Origin of the sequence: Nonomuraea monospora (assembly GCF_039531895.1) — a bacterium.
Classification (GTDB): Bacteria; Actinomycetota; Actinomycetes; order Streptosporangiales; family Streptosporangiaceae; genus Nonomuraea; species Nonomuraea monospora.
Genome location: NZ_BAAAQX010000026.1, coordinates 122,090 through 142,592, shown reverse-complemented (window position 1 = coordinate 142,592; position 20,503 = coordinate 122,090). Strand labels below are relative to the sequence as shown.

General features: G+C 73.6%; 21 protein-coding genes. 10 read left to right on the top strand and 11 right to left on the bottom strand.

What is annotated here, in order from left to right; all coding sequences use genetic code 11:
- Nucleotides 1-49: 49 nt before the first annotated feature.
- Entirely contained in the window at nt 50-1,189 is a 1,140-nt protein-coding gene (locus ABD331_RS39225; RefSeq protein ID WP_344486985.1) for an MFS transporter, read from the bottom strand.
- 32 nt (nt 1,190-1,221) lie between these two features.
- Nucleotides 1,222-1,974, bottom strand: coding sequence for a DeoR/GlpR family DNA-binding transcription regulator (locus ABD331_RS39220; RefSeq protein WP_344486983.1), 753 nt, complete (start codon nt 1,972-1,974; stop codon nt 1,222-1,224).
- A gap of 44 nt (nt 1,975-2,018) precedes the next feature.
- Between ABD331_RS39220 and ABD331_RS39215 the strand changes: the two genes are divergently transcribed.
- Genes ABD331_RS39215 through ABD331_RS39200 form a run of 4 tightly spaced genes read left to right on the top strand, consistent with a single transcriptional unit; the run spans nt 2,019 to nt 4,595 of the window.
- Nucleotides 2,019-2,990, top strand: coding sequence for a helix-turn-helix transcriptional regulator (locus ABD331_RS39215; RefSeq protein WP_344486980.1), 972 nt, complete (start codon nt 2,019-2,021; stop codon nt 2,988-2,990).
- Nucleotides 2,991-3,033: 43 nt separating this feature from the next.
- A complete protein-coding gene (locus tag ABD331_RS39210; RefSeq protein WP_344486977.1) occupies nt 3,034-3,648 on the top strand; it encodes a LysE family translocator in 615 nt (204 codons plus the stop codon).
- Nucleotides 3,645-4,379: an alpha/beta fold hydrolase gene (locus tag ABD331_RS39205; RefSeq protein ID WP_344486974.1), complete on the top strand. Its 735-nt coding sequence runs from the start codon at nt 3,645-3,647 to the stop codon at nt 4,377-4,379. The genes ABD331_RS39210 and ABD331_RS39205 overlap by 4 nt, the downstream gene beginning before the upstream one ends.
- 3 nt (nt 4,380-4,382) lie before the next feature.
- Entirely contained in the window at nt 4,383-4,595 is a 213-nt protein-coding gene (locus tag ABD331_RS39200; protein WP_344486971.1) for a hypothetical protein, read from the top strand.
- Here the strand turns inward: ABD331_RS39200 and ABD331_RS39195 are convergent.
- Nucleotides 4,592-5,011 carry an SRPBCC domain-containing protein gene (locus ABD331_RS39195; RefSeq protein ID WP_344486968.1) on the bottom strand — a complete coding sequence of 140 codons (420 nt, stop codon included), beginning with the start codon at nt 5,009-5,011 and terminating at the stop codon, nt 4,592-4,594. The genes ABD331_RS39200 and ABD331_RS39195 overlap by 4 nt on opposite strands.
- On the bottom strand, nt 5,008-5,310 hold the full coding sequence (locus tag ABD331_RS39190) for an ArsR/SmtB family transcription factor (protein ID WP_344487060.1): 303 nt from the start codon (nt 5,308-5,310) through the stop codon (nt 5,008-5,010). The genes ABD331_RS39195 and ABD331_RS39190 overlap by 4 nt, the downstream gene beginning before the upstream one ends.
- A gap of 94 nt (nt 5,311-5,404) precedes the next feature.
- Here ABD331_RS39190 and ABD331_RS39185 point away from each other — a divergent pair, with 94 nt between their 5' ends.
- Entirely contained in the window at nt 5,405-5,746 is a 342-nt protein-coding gene (locus ABD331_RS39185; protein ID WP_344486964.1) for a VOC family protein, read from the top strand.
- A 198-nt stretch (nt 5,747-5,944) separates the two neighbouring features.
- On the opposite strand, the gene ABD331_RS39180 is transcribed toward ABD331_RS39185, so the two are convergent.
- Nucleotides 5,945-6,823 (bottom strand): SCO6745 family protein, encoded by an 879-nt coding sequence (locus tag ABD331_RS39180; RefSeq protein ID WP_344486961.1) that lies wholly within the window; start codon nt 6,821-6,823, stop codon nt 5,945-5,947.
- A gap of 119 nt (nt 6,824-6,942) precedes the next feature.
- On the opposite strand from ABD331_RS39180, the gene ABD331_RS39175 reads away from it, so the two are divergent.
- Nucleotides 6,943-7,428, top strand: a complete 486-nt coding sequence (locus tag ABD331_RS39175) for a CGNR zinc finger domain-containing protein (RefSeq protein ID WP_344486958.1) — start codon at nt 6,943-6,945, stop codon at nt 7,426-7,428.
- Between the two features lie 200 nt (nt 7,429-7,628).
- Here ABD331_RS39175 and ABD331_RS39170 read toward each other — a convergent pair whose 3' ends face one another.
- The 3 genes from ABD331_RS39170 to ABD331_RS39160 form a co-directional block, all read right to left on the bottom strand.
- On the bottom strand, nt 7,629-8,588 hold the full coding sequence (locus tag ABD331_RS39170; RefSeq protein WP_344486955.1) for a hypothetical protein: 960 nt from the start codon (nt 8,586-8,588) through the stop codon (nt 7,629-7,631).
- Nucleotides 8,589-8,602: 14 nt separating this feature from the next.
- On the bottom strand, nt 8,603-9,775 hold the full coding sequence (locus tag ABD331_RS39165) for an ROK family transcriptional regulator (protein WP_344486952.1): 1,173 nt from the start codon (nt 9,773-9,775) through the stop codon (nt 8,603-8,605).
- An 86-nt stretch (nt 9,776-9,861) separates the two neighbouring features.
- A complete protein-coding gene (locus ABD331_RS39160; protein WP_344486949.1) occupies nt 9,862-11,052 on the bottom strand; it encodes an aminotransferase class I/II-fold pyridoxal phosphate-dependent enzyme in 1,191 nt (396 codons plus the stop codon).
- Between the two features lie 167 nt (nt 11,053-11,219).
- On the opposite strand from ABD331_RS39160, the gene ABD331_RS39155 reads away from it, so the two are divergent.
- Genes ABD331_RS39155 through ABD331_RS39145 form a run of 3 tightly spaced genes read left to right on the top strand, consistent with a single transcriptional unit; the run spans nt 11,220 to nt 13,738 of the window.
- Nucleotides 11,220-11,468, top strand: coding sequence for an acyl carrier protein (locus ABD331_RS39155; RefSeq protein ID WP_148432539.1), 249 nt, complete (start codon nt 11,220-11,222; stop codon nt 11,466-11,468).
- Between the two features lie 27 nt (nt 11,469-11,495).
- Nucleotides 11,496-12,641: a hypothetical protein gene (locus tag ABD331_RS39150; RefSeq protein WP_344486944.1), complete on the top strand. Its 1,146-nt coding sequence runs from the start codon at nt 11,496-11,498 to the stop codon at nt 12,639-12,641.
- Nucleotides 12,638-13,738 (top strand): NAD-dependent epimerase/dehydratase family protein, encoded by a 1,101-nt coding sequence (locus ABD331_RS39145; protein ID WP_344486941.1) that lies wholly within the window; start codon nt 12,638-12,640, stop codon nt 13,736-13,738. Before ABD331_RS39150 ends, ABD331_RS39145 begins: the two co-directional genes overlap by 4 nt.
- On the opposite strand, the gene ABD331_RS39140 is transcribed toward ABD331_RS39145, so the two are convergent.
- The 3 genes from ABD331_RS39140 to ABD331_RS39130 all read right to left on the bottom strand — a co-directional run bounded on the left by ABD331_RS39140 (nt 13,689) and on the right by ABD331_RS39130 (nt 18,409).
- The gene (locus ABD331_RS39140; protein ID WP_344486938.1) at nt 13,689-14,513 is read right to left on the bottom strand and encodes a phosphatase PAP2 family protein; all 825 of its coding nucleotides are present in this window, start codon (nt 14,511-14,513) and stop codon (nt 13,689-13,691) included. The two genes, ABD331_RS39145 and ABD331_RS39140, sit on opposite strands and share 50 nt — an antisense overlap.
- Nucleotides 14,514-14,679: 166 nt before the next feature.
- The gene (locus tag ABD331_RS39135; protein ID WP_344486935.1) at nt 14,680-16,659 is read right to left on the bottom strand and encodes an MMPL family transporter; all 1,980 of its coding nucleotides are present in this window, start codon (nt 16,657-16,659) and stop codon (nt 14,680-14,682) included.
- 544 nt (nt 16,660-17,203) lie between these two features.
- Complete coding sequence (locus tag ABD331_RS39130) at nt 17,204-18,409, bottom strand: endonuclease/exonuclease/phosphatase family protein (RefSeq protein ID WP_344486933.1); 1,206 nt, start codon at nt 18,407-18,409, stop codon at nt 17,204-17,206.
- Between the two features lie 98 nt (nt 18,410-18,507).
- On the opposite strand from ABD331_RS39130, the gene ABD331_RS39125 reads away from it, so the two are divergent.
- Nucleotides 18,508-19,905, top strand: a complete 1,398-nt coding sequence (locus ABD331_RS39125) for an FG-GAP repeat domain-containing protein (protein WP_344486931.1) — start codon at nt 18,508-18,510, stop codon at nt 19,903-19,905.
- The last annotated feature ends 598 nt before the right edge of the window (nt 19,906-20,503 follow it).

The window sequence follows — 20,503 nt, the reverse complement described above, 5'->3', positions numbered from 1 at the left end:
CCGCAGTGACCAGGCCGCGGTGGTCAGGGCGGTGGTCAGGCCGCGGTGGTCAGGCCGGTTCCTGGGCGCGGACGCGCAGCGCGGTCGCCGTCAGGGCGACGAACGCGGCCAGCAGCGCCGGAATGGCCAGCGCCCGCGGCAACCCGGTCAGCTCCGCGAACGCCCCGATGAACACCGGCCCCGACAACATCCCCAAGTACCCGATCGAAGCCACCCGAGCCAGCGCCCGCCCGGCGAAGGCCGGATCCCGATGCCCGGCGGCCGAGAACACCTGCGGCACGATGCACGACAGCCCCGCCCCGAAGCAGCCGAACCCGACCACCCCCGCCACCTGGTGCCCGCCCAGCAGCGCCAGCCCGAGCCCCGCCGCCGCCAGCAGCCCGCAGCACCGCACCAGCGCGACGGGCCCGAAGCGCGCGGCCAGCCGATCCCCGGCCAGCCGTCCCGCCGTCATCATGATGGAGAACGCCGCGTACCCGGCGGCGGCTATCCCCGGCGAGGCCGCCAGGTCCTCCCGCAGGTAGACGGAGCTCCAGTCGGCCGCGGCCCCCTCGCCCACCAGGCAGCAGAACGCCAGCACCCCCAGGAACACGATCCCCTGAGGCCGCCCCGCCCCGCCGGGGGCGGCGCTCTCCCGCGCGGGCTCGGAGCGCAGCGCCCAGCGCGCCGCCCACGCCGCCAGCACCGCGATCACCGCCCCCACCGCCCAGAACGTGACTGCCGCCGACAGCCCCTGGTGCGCGAACAGCCCGCCCGCCGTGGCCCCGGCGAACCCGCCGACGCTGTAGACGGCGTGGAACGACGACATGATCGGCCGCCCGTGGGCCCGCTCCACCTCGACCGCGTTGGCGTTCATGGCCACGTCCAGAATCCCGTGCACCATCCCGAACACCAGCAGCGTCCCCGACAGGGTGACCAGGTCCGGCGCGTACGCGGGCGGCACCAGCACCACCCCCTGCGCCAGGGCCGCCGGGACCACGGCCCGGGTGCTGCCGTACCGGTCCACCAGGCGGCCGACGGCCGTCATGCCGACGACCGCCCCGGCGGCCACGGCGAGCAGCGCGAGGCTGAGCTGCCCGTCGCCGAGCTCCAGCCGCTCCTTGATGGCGGGGATGCGGGCCGTCCAGGTGCCGATGGCCGCGCCCGACAGGAAGAACAGCAGGTAGACGGCGACCCGCTCGCGTCCCACGCGGCCTTCTCGACGATCATCCCGGCCGCGTCTCACGCGGCCTCCTTGACGATCACTCCGGCGGCGGCCAGCGCGTCGCGCTCCTCCGCGGGGATGCCGGGGTCGGTCACCACCACGTCCAGCCGGCCGATCGGGCAGACCGCGCCGAACGCCGTACGCGCGAACTTGGCCGAGTCGCACACCACGATCACCCGCCGCGCGGCGGCGATGGCCGCCTGCTTGACCGCCACCTCGGGCAGGTCGTGCGCGGTCAGCCCGTGCTCGGCGGACAGGCCGCAGCAGCCGATCACCGCCGTGTCGAAGCGCAGCGCCCCGATGGAGCTCTGGGTGAGCGGGCCCATCACGTTCAGCTCGCCCTTGCGCACCTCGCCGCCGGGCAGCACCAGGCGTACGCGCGGCGCGGCGGCCAGCAGCATCACCGGCTGCAGCGCCAGCGGCAGCACTGTCACCCGCCGGTCGGCCAGCGCGCGGGCCACCTCCAGCGCGGTCGTGCCGCCGTCCAGCACCACCGCCTCGCCGTCGGCGATGAGCGCGGCGGTCTCCTCGCCGATGCGCCGCTTGGCCTCCACCGCCTCGCGCTCGCGCACCCCGAACGGCGGCTCCTCGCCGCGCAGCAGCAGCGACAGCGCGCCGCCCCTGACCCGCCGCACCACGCCCTGCTGGGCCAGCTCGTCCAGGTCGCGCCTGATCGTCATCTCGGACACGCCGTGCTCGGCGGCCAGCTCGGCCACGGACACGCTGTCCTGGGTACGCAAGGTGCTCATGATGGCTCGCACACGTTCCATGTGTTCATACAAACACGACATATGTGCGCAATACAATGGACGGTATGCGCGCCAGCCGCCTGCTCTCCCTGCTCCTGCTCCTCCAGACCCGGGGCCGCATGACCGCCCCCGAGCTGGCGGCCGAACTGGAGGTTTCGGTACGCACCGTGTACCGCGACGTGGAGGCGCTGTCCGGGGCGGGCGTCCCGGTCTACGCCGATCGCGGCCCGGCGGGCGGCTACCAGCTCCTCGACGGCTACCGCACCCGGCTCAACGGGCTGACGGCCGAGGAGGCGTCCTCGCTGTTCCTGGCCGGGCTGCCAGGACCGGCCGCCGACCTGGGGCTGGCCGAGGTGGCCGCCAACGCCGAGCTGAAGCTGCTGGCCGCGCTGCCGCCCGAGCCGCGCTCGCACGCCTCGCGGATGCGCGAGCGGTTCGTGCTGGACGTGCCGAGCTGGTACCGGTCGGGCGACGACGTGCCGCACCTGGCCGAGGTGGCCGAGGCGGTGTGGGACCAGCGTCCCCTGCACATGACCTACCGGCGCTGGGGCAAGCAGGAGGTGGACCGGGTGATCCACCCCCTCGGGCTGGTGCTCAAGGGCGGCTCCTGGTACCTCGTCGCCGCGCCGCCCGACGGGACGCCGCGCACGTACCGGGTGGCGCGGATCCTGACGCTGGAGACGCTGCCGGGGCGGTTCGCCCGGCCGGAGGGGTTCGATCTGGGGGAGTTCTGGCGTCAGTACGCCAAGGAGTTCCGCGAGCGCATGTACACCGCCGAGGTCGTCATCAAGGTCGCGCCCGGGCGGGGCGACCTGCTCGCCTACACCATCGGAACCGACGTCGTCGCCGCCGTGATGGCCGCCGCCTCGGGGCCCGACCCCGAGGGCTGGCACACGCTGACGGTGCCGGTCGAGTCGATCCAGCACGCGCGCTGGCTGCTGCTGCGCATGGGGGCCGACGTGGAGGTGCTGGAGCCGCCGGAGCTGCGCGCCATGATGGCCGAGGCGGTCGCGGAGCTGGCCAAACTCTACGGCTGAAAATCAGGCGAGATCTCTGCGCCGCTTGTGTCAGCATCCCGGCATGTATCTTCTAGCTTTCATCGGGGCGTGCGTCCTGGTCGCCATGGTGCCGGGGGTCAGCACCGCGATCATCCTGCGCCAGACCCTGCGCGCCGGCCGGGGCTCCGGGCTGGCCGCCACGCTCGGCAACGAGACCGGCATCCTGCTGTGGGGGCTGGCCGCCGCGTTCGGCCTGTCGGCCCTGCTGGTCGCCTCGCAGGTGGCCTACGACGTCATGCGCGTGACCGGCGCGGTCCTGCTCATCGTGATGGGCGCGCAGGCGCTGTGGCAGGCCCGCAAGGGGGCGCCGCCCGCGCCCGACGGGCAGGTCATGCCCGGCCGGCGCGCGCCGTACCTGGCCGGGGTGGGCACCTGCCTGGCCAACCCGAAGGCGGCGGTGTTCGCGATGTCGTTCCTGCCGCAGTTCGTGCCCGCCGGGCAGAACGTGCCGCTGACGCTCGTCACGCTGGCCGTTGTGTGGGTCCTCGTCGATCTGCTCTGGTACGGGCTGCTGATCTGGGCGGTCGACCGGGCCAAGGCATGGCTGGGGCGACCGGCCGTCAAGAGGCGGCTGGAACAGATCTCCGGCGTCGTGCTCGTCGGACTCGGCGTGCGGATGGTGGTGGAGTCGCGTTGACCATCTGGCACGGTGAACGGGGCACGGGAGAGCCGGTCGTGCTGCTGCACTCGACGGCGGCCGACTCCGGCATGTGGGACGCCCAGGAAGAGGCGCTGGCCGAGCGCTTCCGGGTGATCAAGGTGGACTTCCGCGGGTACGGGCGCTCGCCGTACCAGGCCGACGGCCCGTACAGCGACGCGGGCGACGTCGCCAAGGTGCTGGCCGCGCTGGGCGTGAGCAGGGCCGCGATGGTCGCCTCCTCGGGCGGGTCCCGGGTGGCGCTGGAGCTGGCCGCCGCCGGGCTGGCCGGGCGGCTGGTGCTGCTCAACCCGCTGTCCACGCTGGAGCCCACGCCCGACCTGCGGGCGTACTGGACGGAGGAGTCGCGCCTCCTGGAGGCCGGCGACGTGCAGGGGGCGGCGGAGCTGAACGCGCGCACGCTGCTCGGGCCCGAGGCGGGCGACGACGCTTGGAAGCGGGTGGTGGCGATGCAGCGGCACGCGTTCGAGGTGCAACTGGCCGCCGACCCTGAGCCCGAGCAGACCGAGGGCGACCTGACGCCGGCCGAGATCGACGTGCCCGCGCTGGTGGTCGCCGGCGCGCACGACCTGCCGTACTTCCGCGACAGCGCCCGCCACCTCGCGGGCGAGCTGCCCCAGGCCCGGCTGGTCGAGCTGCCCTGGGCGGGCCACCTGCCCGCGCTCGAACGTCCTGAGGAGATCAACGCGCTGCTCCTGGACTACCTTTGATGCATGACGAACGACCTGGCGTCCCTCATGAGGCAGGCGCAGGACGACGATCCGCTGGTGGCCCTGCACGCCACCACCGCGCTGCGGCGTGAGATCGAACGCATGGAGGCGGTCCAGGTCCGGCGCGCCCGGGTGGCGGGGCTGGCCTGGGCGCAGATCGCCGACGCCATCGGGGTGAGCAAGCAGGCGGCGCACAAGAAGTACGGCCGGCGCTAGCCCTTCCACTGGTCGGCGAACCAGCCGAGCGCGATGTTCCACGAGTAGCCGCGCCGGATCCGCCCCGCCACGTCCGGTGGCAGCGTGTCCAGGCCGCGGTGCTCCAGCAGCACCTCCGTGCCGCCCTCGACGGGGCTGAAGGCGACCTCGATCTCCATCTCCCCGTCGTTGAGCAGGTCGGCCCAGACCAGCCGGCGCGGCGGCTCCCACGCGATCACCCTCCCGGTGTCGACGTGACCGCCGTCGGACCACAGCTCGCGCAGGTAACCGTCCTCGAACCGGATGCCCACCGCGCGGGCCGGATCGACCCAGCTGTGGCGGCCCCGCACGTACCAGGCGTCGATCTCGTCGGTGAAGACGCGGAACGCGGTGTCCGGATCGACGGGCACGGTGACGCTGGCCCGTACGGAGTTCACCGGGTGCGCTCCACGTGGTCCTTGAACGAGCCGAGCTGCTCGGCCCAGAATGCCTGCACCTGGTCCAGCCACGCCTGCAACGCGGTGAACGGCTGCTGGCGCAGGGTGTAGAGCCGCAGCCGGGCGTCCGCCCCGCCGGCCTCGGCCTGCACGATCCCGCTCGCGCGCAGCACCCGCAGGTGCCTGCTGAGCGCGGGCGCGCTCATCTGGACGGCCTGCGCCAGCTCTCCTGCGGGACGCGGGCCCGCCCGCAGCAGGTCGATCACCTTGCGGCGGGTGGGGTCGGCGAGCGCCGCCAGCGTCGCGTCAATTTCGTTAACGTTGGTGTTAATTGTTGCCTACTTCCGCTAGGCTGTTAACGCTTCAGGCAACAATTATCGCGGAGGTATGCGGATGGCTGTCCAGCTCGGCTACTACACCCTGTCCGTACGGGACCTGGACCGGGCGGCGGCGTTCTACGGGGCGCTGTTCGGCTGGGAGTTCAAGCGCGAGCACGAGACGTACCTGCACGTCACCAACACCGCCGTCGCCATGGGGTTCGTCGCGGGCGGGCCGTCGTCGCAGCCGAACGTGTACTACCACGTGGATGACATCGACAAGGTGGTGGAGCGGGTGCGTGAGCTCGGCGGCACCACCGGGGAGATCCTCGACAGCAAGTCGGGGCGCGGCTGCTCCTGCACCGACGACCAGGGCACCGAGATCAGCATCTGGCAGCCCGCCCCAGGCTTCGACTGACCCCGCCGGCCTACTGCCTTGGCTGGCCTACTGACTCCGCGGGCCCGCCAGCCAGCCCGCCAGCCCGGTCGGCCCCCGCCAGCCCGCTTGACCTGCTTGTCCCGCCGACCACGGGCTTGCCTGCCTGTCGGTCTGCTGACTTGCTGTTCTGTGGGGGTTGCTGGCCCTGTGACCCGCTGGCCTGCTGGCTTGCTGGTCTCAGTCGGGTACCTGGACGGTTGCGATGCCGAGAGTGCTGGTCATCGGCAGCAGCCCCGCCTCGAACACCGCCCCGAGGAACGGCGCGGCGAGCTGCCCCAGCCGCCCCGCCCGCTCCTCGCCGAGCCGCCGCCACGGCTCGAAGGCCAGATCGTCCGTCATCCGCTCGACCTGATCACGCAGCGCCCTGCCGCGCTCGGTGGCCTGCCCGTCCGGCTTCACCAGACCGCGCGCGGCCAGCCGCTCCAGCGCCTCGCCCCACTCCTGCTCGCTCCACCCCCGCCCGGCGAAGTTCTCCACCGGCGCGGCCCCGACCGCGGCGAACGACACCAGCGACTCGCACCCGTCCAGCCCGGCCGCGGCCAGCGCCGCCAGGTGGCCGTCGCCGCGGTGCTCGCGCAGCACGGTGGCCGCCTGCCAGAGAGCCAGGTGCGGCTCGTCCGGCCAGGGCAGGTCCAGGTTGGCCGCCGCGAACGGCCGCCCCTCCACCGGCACGCTCTCGGCCACCCGCCTGGCCAGCTCCGCCGCCTCCGCCACGTCCGGCCCCGCCATGCGGTCGCCCATCAGGTGGCGGTACGTCTCGTCCACCGTCTCCAGCCGCGCCCGCAGCACCTGCTCGGGCGCGGCCACCTCCCACACGGCGGGGAAATGCTCGGCGATCATGCGCGGGCTGAAGCTGTAGTAGGCGGCCGTGGCCAGCCGCGCGCCGGCCCGCCCGAGCGGGGCCGTGCGGTAGGCGAAATAGCTGGGCCAGCGCGACTCCACGTCGTAGCCGAGCGCCGCCGCCCGCCCGAACGCCTGCGGGGAGAAGTACAGCACGGCGTGGATCGGCTCCAGTTGGTGCCACATGCGGCGGGCAAGCCTGGACGGTGCGCTCATGACGAAACCCCTCACTGTCTAGATAAGCTGTGCCAGTGACGATAGAGGCATGGCGCATCACTGGTCAATCGCAAATAGACAGTTATGTCGGGAGGTGGGCGGAGCTCGCCGTCCTGCTCGTGAACGAACTGCACGTCACCCAGGCCCGCGGCCGGGCCGTCACACCGCCGCCCGACCGCCGCGCGGCACTGCAGGAGGCCTTCGCCCGCCAGAACTGGACGCCGGGCCACACCTTGACGTCCGCGGACGTGGACCGCCTCGCGGAGGTGGCCGCCGAGCTGCACCCCGCCTTCTCCGGCGACATCACCTCGCTCAACCAGGCCCTGGTACGTCACGCCGCCGTGCCCAATCTGCACGGCGACCCGCCGGTCCTTGCCTTCCACGCCCCCGACGCCGACTGGGCGGACGCCTTGGCCGCCGACGCGGGCACCGCGCTGGCCATGGTGATCGGGGTGGGGCAGGGGCAGCGGTTGCGGTCCTGTGAGGCGGACGGGTGCGAGCTGGTGTTCTTCGACGTCACCAGGAACGCGTCACGGCGGTTCTGCGGGCTGCCGTGCCAGAACCGCGCCAAGGCCAGCGCCTACCGCGCCCGCCGCCGCACGTAACGCGCCCCTCCCGCGCCGCGCTTGACGCGCACCTCCCGCGCGCGCCGCCGCGAGTGGAGCGCCCCTCCCGCGCCGAGCCTGACGCGCCATATCGCGTTGCGCCTCACGCGCCCATCCCGCGCCGCCGCGCGCGGAGTGTCCCCCTCGCGCCGTGCTCGTACCCGCCTCTCGGAGAAGCCCTCCGCGTCCGGCGGGCCGTCTCACTCCGCCGGGAGCCGCAGCACCCGCAGTTCGTGCGCGCCGTCAGCGCGGGTCATCTCGTAGTACAGCCACCACCGCCCCTCCACCACCAACGCGTCCAGGTACCGAACCGACCCACCACGGTGCGGCGAGCTCACCCAGGGCCGCTCACCCGACAGCCGCCGCCACCCGAACAGATCGCCGGACACCGCGACCCCGCACCGCTCCTCGTAGTTCTCCTCGTGCGAGCCCGACCCGTCGTAGAACCCCACGAACCCGCCCGGCACAGGCACCACGCTGTTGAGCCGCGCCTGGTACCGGTCCCACCCCTGACCGACCCCCAGCGCCTGACCCTGCCAGGTGAACGAGGCCCCGCCGTCCAGGCTGGTGGCCAGCCCCGTGGGGTGCGTGGTGGCGCCCACGTTGTAGATGTCGGCGCTGGCGTGCGCCTCACCGCCGAGCCCCGGCAGCGCCGCCGCGTAGCTGGCGAACAGGTAGGTGACGGGCCCGGCCCGCAGCACGTACGGATCCTTGACCCCCTCCGTCCCGGTGGAGGCGGCCGTCAGCACCGGCCGCGCCGTGGCCACGTCGAACTCCGACGGATGCGCCACCGGGCCGAGCGCGTCGATCCGCCACCGGTTGTCGGCCGGGTCCACGTACGACAGGTAGAGGACGAACCCGCCCCCGTCCGCGGGCGTCAGGCAGAACCGCTCCATGGACGGTGTGCGCAGCTCGTCCTTGTGCACCGACCACACGTCGGTGAAGCTCACCCCGTCGTCGCTGACCGCCACCGCGCACCGCCACCCGCGCTCGGCCCCCGCCCCGCGGGGACGCCGCCGCCGGTAGGTCAGCCAGAACCGCTCCCCGTCGTGCAGCACGCCGGGGCAGCCTGCCCAGTAGCCCTCCTCGTCCTTCTCCGGAGCGAGCACCACCGTGCCCGCCAGCGGGTCGAACGCGGGAAGCGGAGCGTGAGAGATCATTTCGTCCTCGTCTTTCAGACGTCGTAGAAGAACCGGTCCAGGGCGACGGCGGCGCTGCCGATCACGCCGGCGTCCGGGCCGAGGGTGGCGCGCCGCACTTGGACGGCGTCGCGCAGCAGGGGGAACGCCCTGGCCCGCAACGCCTGCCTGACCCGGTCGAAGACCGGCTCGGGAGCGGTGCGGAAGGCGCCGCCCAGCAGGATCAGCGCGGGGTTGAGCAGGTTGACCGCGCTGGCCAGGCCGGTGGCGAGGTGACCGGCGACCTCGTCCAGGGCCGCGTCCGCGCGCCCGTCACCCCCGGCGGCGGCGGATGTCAGGCGGGCCAGAGGATCGGCGCCGAGGTCGTCGGCCCCCGCGCCGAGGAGGGCGTGGGCCCGCTCGGCCAGGTACGGCTCCGCCACCACGGTCTCCAGGCAGCCGGTGGAGCCGCAGGCGCATGGCCTGCCGCGTTCGACCACCCGAAGGTGCCCCAGCTCCGTGACCCCGTGGGTGCCCGACCTGAACGGCTGCCCGCCGATCACCACGCCCGCGCCGACACCGGTGCGGACGTACACGTACAGGAGCGGATCCGCCCCGCCCGTGTCGCCGTAGCGGGCCTCGGCCAGCGCCATCGCCCGAACGTTGTGATCGACCACCGCCGGCACGCCGAGCGCCCGCTCCAGCGGATCGGCGAACGCGACGTCGCGCCAGCCCAGGTTGACCGACAGCACGTTGCGGCGCTGCCCGGGGTCCACCGGGCCCGGGGCGGCGACGCCGATCCCGAGCAGCCGGTCGCCCGCCTGCCCGGCCAGTGCCGCGGCGGCGTCGGCGATGCGGGCCACGACCTGTTCGGGCGGCTCGCCCGCCAGGTCGAAGGCGAACGAGCGCACGTCCCGCGCGCGGGCCTTCAGGTCGCACAGCCCGAGCCGCACGGTGCCCGCGCCGACCTGGACGCCGATGACCTGCCGGGCGCCGGCGCGCAGCCGGATGCCGGTGGAGGGCCGCCCGACGCGGGTGCCGGGGCCGTCCGTGGCGCCCTCGCTCACCAGGCCCTCGTCCAGGAGCTGGGCCACGACCTTGGTCATGGTCGTGGGGGACAGGCCCAGCCGTCGTGCCAGGTCGGCGCGGGGGTGCGGCCCGTGGTCGCGCAGGGTGCGCAGCACGAGGCGTCTGTGCAGCCTGCGGACGTCCTGCACCGGACTGGGCATGGCGACCCCTCCTTAATAACTAACGGGTAGAAAATAATTAAGGGAAGCCCCTCTCGTCAACGGGAGGAGACCCCGGGGCGGTGTGGTCAGGCGTCTTCGAGCAGGCCGAGCCGTCCGGCGACGGCCGCCACCGCGGCCAGGACGCGATCGACCTGCCCGTTCGTGTGCGCCGCCGTCACGCTCAGCCGGATCAGCGCCTCACCCTCGGGGACGGCCGGCGGCAGCATGACGTTCGCCAGCACCCCCTCCTCCAGCAGCCCCGCCCAGAACCGGCAGGCCGTCAGCCGGTCGCCCACCCGCAGCGACACCGTCGGGGTGCCGCCCGCCGCCCGCGTGAACCCGAGCGCCACCAGCCCCGCGCGCAGCCGTTCCGCCGCCGACATGACGGCTCTGCGCCGCTCCGGCTCCGTGCGGATGATGTCGAGCGCGGCCAGCGCGGCGGCCGTGCAGGCCGGCGGCAGCGACGCGGAGAACAGCGCGGACCGGGCGCTGTGCCGCAGGTACTGCACGACGTGGTGCGGCCCCGCGACGGCCCCGCCGAGCGTGCCGAAGCACTTGGAGAACGTCACCGTCTGCACGTCCACGGCCGACTGCAGCCCATGGTGCTCGGCGGCCCCGCGCCCGCCGGCGCCCAGCAGCCCGGCGTCGTGCGCGCTGTCCAGCACCACCCGCGCCCCGTGCCGCGCCGCCAGCTTCGCGATGCCCGGCAGGTCGCACAGATCGCCGCCGACCGAGAACATGCCCTCCGTCAGCACGATCGCCCCCGCCTGCGGGTCCGCCGCCTCCAGCATCCCGGCGAGCTGCGTCATGTCGTTGTGCCGGTAACGCCGCAGCGTGGCCTGGCCGAGACGGGCCGAGTCGATGAGCGAGGCGTGGATGCGCCGGTCGGCGAACAGCACGTCACGCGGCCCGAACAGCGCGCTCAACGCGAGATTGGCCTGGTATCCGGTGGTCACCACCATCGCCGCCTCGTGCCCGAGGAACGCGGCCAGCTCCCCCTCCAGCGTCTCGTGCAGGGCCAGCGTTCCGTTCAGCACCCGCGAACCCGAGTTGCCCGACCCCAGCCGGTGCAGCGCCTCGGCCCCCGCCTCCTTCAGCCGCGGATCGTCCGCCAGCGCCAGGTAGTCGTTGGAGCCGGCCATCAGCACCCGCCGGCCGCCCACCACCACCTCGCCGCCGCCAGGCCGCCCCTCCACCGGCAGGTAGTACGGGTACAGGCCCGCGGAGGCCAGGACCCCGGCCTCCGGGAGACGGCACTTGTCGAAGGGGTCCGTCACTGCGCGGCACTCACTTTCCGGCTCCGTCCGAAGCATTCCGGCGACTCACTCCGCATCAGGCGATCGTAGCTGACAGTGGTTGAACGTGATAGTAGAGTAATCGCTGCTGGTGTGGGGCTAGCCGGCAGTCATTGTCCCGACAAGCGACAGCCGACAAGGACGTACGCATGACAGAAGACGAGATCTTCCACCAGTTGCGCGGTCTCTGCGCCGAGATCCTCGCGGTGGATCCGGCGCTCATCACCCCCGACACCGACCTGCGCGAGGAGCTGGAGGCCGACAGCCTCGACATGGCGGAGCTGGCCGTGGCCAGCGGCGACCGCTTCAACCTCCTGGTGGACTTCGATCTCGCCAAGCACGTGCGCACCCTCGGCGACGTGACCGTCCTGGTCCGCGCCGGGGTCCGGGCCGGCTGACGCACGCCGTCGTCGCAGGGGGTCGCCATGCCGGTCACGTTCTCGCCGCAGCGTTCCGCCGAGCCCGTCAAGGGGCGTCGCGGGCTCGCGGAGTTCATCGAGCTGCCGTACCGGCTGCACGGCGGCGATCCGCACTTCGTGCCGCCGCTGCGCGGCGACTGCCGGCGGCTGCTCGACCGGCGGCGCAACCCCTTCTTCCGGTACGGCGACGCCGAGCTGTTCACCGTACGCCGCGAAGGGCGGGTCGCCGGCCGGATCGCGGCCGTGCACAACCCCCGGCACAACGCGGCCCACGGCACGCACGACGGGTTCTTCGGGCAGTTCGCGTGCGCCGACGATCCAGGGGCCGCGCGCGAGCTGCTCGACGCGGCGGCGGCGTGGCTGCGCGGGCGCGGGCTGCAGACCATGCTGGGGCCGGTCGACTTCACCATGAACGACGAGTGCGGGGTGCTGGTCGACGGGTTCGACGCGCCGCCGAGCGTCATGATGCCGTACAACCCGGCCTACTACCCGGAGCTGCTGGAGTCCGGCGGCCTGGCCAAGGTGAAGGACCTGTGGGCGTGGGACGGCGCGGGCCGGGAGCCGCACGAGCGGCTGCTGCGCATCGCCCGCCGGGCCGAGCAGCGCCACCGGCTCACCGTGCGATCCCTCGACCCGGCCCGCTTCGACGCCGACCTCGACGGGGTGAAACGCGTCTTCGACAGCGCCTGGCAGGGCAACTGGGGCTTCACGCCGATGACGGACGAGGAGTTCGCCGCCGCCAAGCACCGGCTGCGCAAGGTCGTGGACCCGCGGCTCGTCCTGCTCGCCGAGGTGGCGGGCGAGCCGGTGGCCGTCGCGCTGATGCTGCCCGACCTCAACCAGGCCGTCGCCGCGGCGCGGGGCCGCCTCAGCCGCTTCGGCCTGCCCATCGGCCGGGTGCGGCTGACCCTGGCGGCGCGCCGCATCGACCGGGTGCGCGGCGTGCTGTTCGGCGTCGTCCCCGCCCTGCGCAGGCACGGCGTGGAGGCCGCGGTCATCGCCCGCGCCTACGAGGCCATCGCGGCGGGCGGTTACCGCGGCGGCGTGGAGCTCGGCTGGACGCTGGAGGACAACCAGGCCATCAACCGGTACCTGGCCCTGCTCGGCTGCACCCGGTCCAAGGTGTACCGCATCTACGGGCGGGAGCTGTGACCGACGGGCACGACCCGGGCGCCTCCGGCAGGCGGCGCCTGGTCACGGGCGTCACCGGCAGGCGATACCTGGTCACCGGCGCCACCGGCTTCGTCGGCAGGCGGCTGACCCGCATGATCCTGGCGCGCGGCGGCACCGTCACGGCCCTGGCCCGGCCGTCGCCGCGCGCCAGGGCGCTGCGCGAGCTGGGAGTCCAGGTGGTGCCCGGCGACCTGGCCACCGGGCGGGGCGTCGAGGAGGCGGTGCGGGGCGCCGACCGGGTGATCCACCTGGCCGCCACCCTGCGGGCCCGCACCGCCGCCGGGTTCTGGGCGGTCAACCGCGACGGCGTCGAACGGCTGGTGCGCGCCCTGGCCGCCCAGCGGCGGCCCGCGCGCCTCGTCCTGTGCTCCTCGCTCGCCGCCGGTCCCGCCATCTCCCTGTACGGGGCCAGCAAGCGGGCCGGTGAGCAGGTCGCCAGGGAGCACGCGGGGCGGGTGCCCGCGGTCATCCTGCGGCCCGGCATCGTGTACGGGCCCGGCGAGGAGGCGTTGCTGCCCGCGTTGCTGCCCATGGTGCGGCTGGGCGTGGTCGTGCAGGCCGGGTGCGGGCCTCGGCGGTTCGGGATGGTGTACGTGGACGACCTGTGCACGGCCCTGCTCGCCGCCGCCGAACGCGGCCCCGTCCTGCGACCTGCCACCGACACCGCGCCTGGCCCGGGCCCCGGCGCCCGTATGGCCGCCAGTCCTGGCCCCGACATCCGCCTTGCCACCAGCCCCGACACCCGCTCTGACTCCTGCCCCGGCCTTTATCCCATCAGTGACGGCAACGCCTACGACATGGCCGACATCTGCCGCGCCCTCGCCCGTGCCGCCGGTTGCCGCACCCCCCTCGTGCTGCCGCTGCCGATGCCCGCCGTGCACGCGGCGGCAGCCCTGGCCGAGCTGGTCACCAGGGGCGCCGTCCCCGCCCTGAACAGGGACAAGGCCCGGGAGATGGGCCGCGCCGACTGGACGTGCAGCCCGGACGCCGCCGTACGCGAGCTGGGGTTCGCCCCCGCCACCACGCTCACCCGGGGCTTCGAGGCCGCGCTCGCCGCGCTGTGCGCCACTCCATGACGGCGTGCACGGCCAGCGCCACCGCCAGCCCGGCGACGGCGTCGGTGAGGTAGTGGTACCAGTCGTACACGACGGCGACCGTCAGCCCTGACGTCAGCGCCCACAACACGGCACGGACGGCCCTGGAGACGTGCCGGCGCAGGCAGAGCAGGGTGATCCAGGCACCCGCCACGTGCGTCGAGGGGAAGCACGCGCCGGGCGGGTCGAAGGCGGCCATGATCTGGTTCTGCACGGCGGCGACCGCGTACCCGGACGGGCCGTGCGCGGCGAACAGCTCGGGCAGCGCAAGGCCGGGGCCGATCAGCGGGATCGCGATGAAGCCCACGTAGCAGGGCAGGAACACGGCCAGCGCGGCGAACACGTACCGCTCGGCCAGGGGAACCCGGCCCCAGGCGTACAGGATGCCCGGGATGAGGAAGACGCCGTAGAAGGAGAAGTAGCAGAGGGTCAGCACCTCGGTCGTCAGCGGGGAGCCGAGGGCGGCGGTCACGGCGGTGTTGGGGTCGAAGCCGAGCAGCGCCGTCTCCCAGGCGTGCAGGTCGTCGTCGAGGTAGCGGCCGTGCAGGACGCGGGAGGTGCGGGCGGCGGCGCCGTACGCGAAGGGGAGCAGGAGGAACGGCCCGGAGAACCGGACGAACCGCACCACCTTCACGCGGGGGAAACGCCGCTCCGCCTGTGCCGTCACGAGCAGGAACAGGCTCGCGAGCGCGTATCCCGCGAGCAGCCCCTGCCCGTCGGCGAGGCGCTCCCGGAACAGGATGGCAATGAGCGCCATTATCGCGAAATAGCCCAGCATCAACCATTCTGCGGGGCGGAATTTGACTCCGCGGCCATATGCCCGCTCGAAAAAGCCGCCACGGAAATCCGTGCCAGCGACAGGGGCGTGCCGAATTTCCGCGTCGATCCCGCGGGGGCGGCTGAGCGCCTCCTCGGGTGAGAGGTCAGGAAGTGGCACGCGCGGGCCACCAGATCCGCCGGCCCATGTGGTGGGCGAGCGCCGGAACGAGGAACGACCGTACGACCACGGTGTCGATGACGACCCCGATCGCCACCAGCAGGCCGAGCTGCACGACCGGCACCAGCGGCAGCACCGTCAGCACGAAGAACGCCGCCGCCAGCACCACCCCGGCAGCGGTGATGACCCCGCCGGTGGCGCGCAGGGCGTGCAGGGTCGCCTCACGGGTGTCCAGGCGGACGGCCTCCTCGCGGACGCGGGCCATCAGGAAGATGTTGTAGTCGATGCCGAAGGCCATCAGGAAGACGAACGCGTACAGGGCGAAGGACGCGTCCACCACCGGATAGCCCAGGAACTGCGTGAACAGCGCCGAACACAACCCCAGCGTGGCCGCGAACGACAGCACCACCGTGCTTATCAGCAGCAGCGGCGCCACCAGCGAGCGCAGCAGGACGACCAGGATCAGCCCGACGACCAGCAGGATCAGCGGCACGACGAGGAACGCGTCGTCGAGGACCGCCTTCTGCACGTCGAGCAGCTCGGTGGTGAACCCGCCCACCAGGGCCGCGCCGCCCGCCGCGGCGCGCACCGCGCCGCGCAGGTCCTCCACCAGGCGCTGGGCGTCCGGCGTGTTCGGCTCGGCGGCGAGCACCACGTCGAACGTACGCCACGGGGCGGGCGGGCCAGGGCGCATCGCCACCACGCCCTCCGCCTCGTGCACCACCCGCTCCACGGCGGCGCTCTTGTCCTGCCTGGCCAGGACGACGACGGGCGCGCTGGCCGGATAGTGCCGCCGCAGCGCGTCGTAGCCCGCCACGGAGTCGGTGCGCATCGTGAACAGCGACGACGGCGGGATGCCCGAGGTGTCGAGCGTGGTCAGCCCCATGCAGAGCATGGTCAGCAGCAGGGCGGAGCCCGCCCAGGCCAGGCGGGGCCGCTGGCCGACGAAGCCCGCGACGCCGCGCCACAGGCCGTCGCGCGCCACCTCCCCTGGACGCGGCGTGCTCGGCCAGAACGCGCGCCGCCCGCCCAGCAGCATCAGCGCGGGCAGCAGCGTGACCATCACGGCCGTGGTGATGAGGATGCCGACCGCGGCCGCCGCGCCGATGGAGCGCAGCGCGTGCGTGTCGGCCACCACCAGGCAGCCGACGCCGCCCGCCACGGTGAGCGCGGAGGCGATGACCGTGCGGATCCCGCCCGACAGCGCGTCCTTCAGCGCCGCCGCCTCGTCGGCCGTCGCGCGCAGCCGCTCGCGGTAGCGGGCGACGAGCAGCAGCGCGTAGTCGGTGGCCACGCCGAACACCAGCACGGTGAACACCTCGGGCGTCGCGGCCCGCAACGTCATCAGCCCCGAGCGGGCCAGCGCGTAGATCGCCGCGGCGGAGCACAGGTAGGCCACCACCACGGCCAGCATGGGGATCACCCACAGGACCGGGCTGCGGTAGACGGCGAGCAGCACCAGGAGCACCACGGCCAGGCTCAGCGCCAGGAGCGTGCCGTCGACGCGGCGGAAGGAGTCGACGTAGTCGGCCGCGGCGCCGCCCGCGCCGCTCACATGGCTGATCAGCCCGGCGGGACTGCCCTCGGTGGCGATCTGGCGCAGCCGTTCGACCAGCGGGCTGACGAGCACGCCCGGCTTGCCGGACAGCAGCACGGTCACCTGCAGCGCGCGCCCGTCGGCGCTGGGCACGGGCGCGGACGCCATGCCGATCACGTCGGGCACGCTCGCGAACTGCCGCAGGTCCTGCCGGGCCGCCCTGATGTCGGCGCGCTGGAGCAGGCCGGGGCGTTCGTAGACGACGAGGGCGGGCACCACCCGGCCGGACTGCTTGGCCAGCAGGTCGAGAACGCGTGCCGACTCGGCGCCCCTGGCCAGCATGGAGCTGCCGCTGGTGACGCGGACGTCGTCCAGCGGGCCGCTCGCGAGCACGGCCGCGACGGCGACGGCCACCCATGCGATGACCACCCCGGCCGCGATTCTTCGCGCAACCCCCATACGAAACAAAACCGACAATTCCCGCCCACCTCCGGCCTCGGTCTGAAAGTGCCGGCCGGCACGTAGACGATAAATTCCCCGTCCTGCTTAAACAACTTTTTGCAGGAGTCTCATATTCGCGTCATGGTCGGAACAAACGGGACATCGCCGCATTCTTTTTCGGTTTCTTGACCGCTTTTCACCCACGATGCCGTACGCGCGGGCGGGGGAGAGGCGGCCGGTGTGAGAAGGCCGAGGCGAGACGGCGGGTCGGCGCTGGACCGGGAGCGGCGGCCCGGGATGAGGGGCGGGTAGGGCGAGGCGGGGAGGCGAGATGGCCAGGGCGGGCGGCGAGATGGGGGCGGTCACGGTGTGGCGGCGGTCAGCGCTGGACCGGGAGAGGCGGCCGGGACGAGGTGGGTAGGGCGAGGTGGCAGGGTGAGGCGGGCAGGGTGAGGCGGGTGGTCGGCGCTGGACCGGGAGAAGTGGCGGGGAAGAGGTGGCGGGTCAGCGTTGGATCTGGGGAGGTGGGGGGTCAGCCCTGGATGCGGAGATCCGCGAACAGCGCGCGGTGATCGGACCCCGGCACGTCGAACACCCGCGTCGCCGCCGCCGAGCCCCGCCCGTCCGTCAGCACGTGGTCGATGGCCACCAGCGGCGGCAGCGAACGCCCGTGCGGCCACGTCGGCGTCAGCCCCTGACCGGTGGAGGCCGCCGCGTCCGTGTAGCCGGTGTCCAGCAGGCGACGGAAGACCGCGTGGTCGAGGGTGGCGTTGAAGTCGCCCGCCAGGATCCTGGGCGGCCCCGAGGACGGCGCCGGCGGCAGGGTCGCGATCCCGGCCTCCCACTCCGGCACCGTCGAGGGCACGGGCGCGACCGGGTGCACGACCACCACCTCCACGGCCGACCCGCCGGGCAGCGCCACCTCGACCACCGGCATGTGGTGCCCGACCGGCTGGAACAGGCCCGTGCGCTCGGTCATCGGGTAGCGCGAGTACACGCCGCTGCCCTCCGGGCCGCGGTAGTCGGCCCTGCCTACGTGGTACGGCAGCAGCGTCGCCAGCCCGGCGGCCGACAATCGGTCACGCGCCGAGTACGTCAGCTCCTGGATGCTCAGCACGTCCACGTTCAGTCTGCGGACCAGGTCGACGATCACCGTCGCGTCGCCGCGCCCGCCGTTCAGGTTGGCCGTCAGCACCCGCAACGTCCGGCCACCGGCGGACGAGGACGCAGACGCAGTGCCGGTGCCTGATGAGGTGCCAGCATCGGATGCGGTGCCGGATGAGGTGCCAGCATCGGATGCGGTGCCAGCGCCGGATGCAGTGCCGGATGAGGTGCCGATGCCAGATGCGGTGTCGGATGAGGTGCCGGTGTCAGCGCCCGAGGTGGTGCCGGTGCCGGTGCCAGACGCGTCGCCGGATGCGGGCGCGGGTGCGTCGGCGCTGCCGCCGAGTGCCCGTGGCAGCACGACCCAGGCCAGGGACACGCACACGGCCAGCATGATCGCCGTCGCGGCCCGGCTGCGCAGGAGGGCCGCGATCGCCAGCATCACCAGCGCGGCGAGGGCGAAGTACGGTGTGAACGAGACCAGCGGGACAAGGAAGATGCCCGACTCCAGCCCGCCGAGCCGCACCGCGGTGCCCGCCGCGAACAGCACCGCCATCGCCACGGCCAGCCGCCTGCGCCACACCCGGCGGGGGCGGCTCCGCCGTTCCGTTTCCACGACCTCTTGCACCAGCACAGCCGCACACGCTAAGCGACCATTCTTAACGCCACATGAGGATGGGGCTCCTGGGCAGATGAGGAAACGTGGGTCGTGCTGTCCTAAGCTGTCTGGCTGTGCCGCGAAAGGCGATGATCTTGCTGGTGGCCGCCCTCATGGTGGCGGGCTGCGGGGGCGACCCGGGGGCGGGTGGCTCGGCGGCGTCGCCACGCCCCGGCTCCACCGCCTCGCAGACCGGCCCCGGCGACGAGCCGCTCGGATCAAGCGCGCCATCCGGGTCGAGCGCGTCGCCCGGATCGAGCACGCCGCCCGGGTCCAGTGCGCCGCCAGGAGCCGTGACACCTACCGGCTCCCCGGCATCCACCGGCTCCGGTGCGACGCCGGGCTCCACCAGGCCTGCGAGCGGGAAGGCCGACGACGTCAACGGGGACGGGTACGCCGACCTGGTGGCGGAGTTCGGCCCCGCCGACCGCAGGCGCCTCGGCGTCGTCCACGGTTCCCCGCAAGGACTCGCCCCGTCGAAGGGCGCGGTCGTGCCGCCTGACACGTTCACCTCGTGGCTGATCGGCGGCGGCACCAGGGCCGACCTCGACGGCGACGGATTCGGGGACGTCCTCGGTTACGGCGGGCCGCCCGATCAGCCGCAGGGCCCGCACGTTCTCTGGGGCGGCCCGGACGGCATCGCCGCGACGGCGTCCCCCACCCCCGTCCGGCTGCCCGCGACCTCAGGGGCCGCCAGCTACCGCGCCGTCGCGGGCGACTTCGACGGGGACGGCGCCGCCGACATGGCCATGGCCACCCCGCCCAAGTCGGGCGGGCTCGCCGCGGACCTGACCGTCCTGTACGGCCCCTTCACCAGGGACGGTGCCGCGGCCCGAAGCGGCGTCCAGCCGTCGCCCACCGGCCGGGACTTCTGGCGGATGACCGCCGACGAGATCGACGGCCGCCGCGCCACCGCCCTGATCGTGCACCAGGCCGACGACGGCGAGCAGACCAGCGGCCTCCTGCTCGCCGCCGGGCCCGGCGGTCTCGCCCGGACGGGCAGGAAGCTCAACCCGGGCATGGCCGCCGCGTTCGGCGACTTCGACGGGGACGGGGCCAGGGACGTGGCGGTCGGCGACGACGGGAGCCGCAACAACGAACCCGGCTACGAGACCGAGCCGCCGTCAGTGGACCGGACACTGACCGTCTACTACGGGAACGGGCGGCAGGCGGCGTTCAAGGGCACGTCGGGTGCCGCCGTCGCTGGTGACTTTGACGGTGACGGGCGCGACGACCTCGCCTTCGGGGGTGCGGCCACTGCTCCGAAGGTGTTCTGGGGTGCGGCGGGTGGGCTTCGCGCCGGTGCGGCCGTGGCCGGGGTGGCGGAGGGGGTGCCGTTGGCGGCGGGGGACTATGACGGGGATGGGGATGATGAGCTGGTGTTCGTGACGGGGAAGGAGGACTCCGTCGTGGTGGTGACGGACGGCAGGAAGGCACTGACCCGCTTCGACACCGCCGACGTGCCGTCATAGCAACAGCCGACCCGTCGCGCCGCTGCGCCGCTGTGCTGCCATGTCGCCGCCCTACGGCCGCCGTGCTGTCGCCAGCCGTCGCGTCGCCGTGCTGCTGCGCTGTCGTGCCGTCGCGCCGCGGTGCTGTGCCGTCGCGCTGCCGTGCTGCTGCCCGCTGCGCTGCTGCCCGCTGCGTCGCCGTGCCGCTGCGTCGCCGCCCGCCGCCCTCATGCCGCCTGCCCGTTGTGCTGCCGTGCTGCTGCGGTGTCGCTTGCCGCGCTGTCACTCCGTGGCGCTGCCGTGCCGTCGCGTCGTCGCGCTGCCGCGCTGTCGTGCTGCCGCCCGATGCGTCGCCGTGCCGCTGCGCTGTCGCACTGTCGTGTTGCCGCCAGTTCGTCGCGCTGTCGCTCGTCGCGCCGCTGTGCTGCCGTGCCGCCGCACTGTCGTGTCGTCGCCCGCCCGCCATGCCGCCCGCCCGCTGCGCCGCCGTGCTGCTGCGCCGCCGTGCTGCCGCCTGCCGCGACGTGGCGCTGTCGCGCTGTCGCTCGCCGCGCTGCCACTCGTCGCGCTGCCACTCGTCGCGCTGTCGCTTGCCGCGCTGTCACACCGTGCCGTCGCG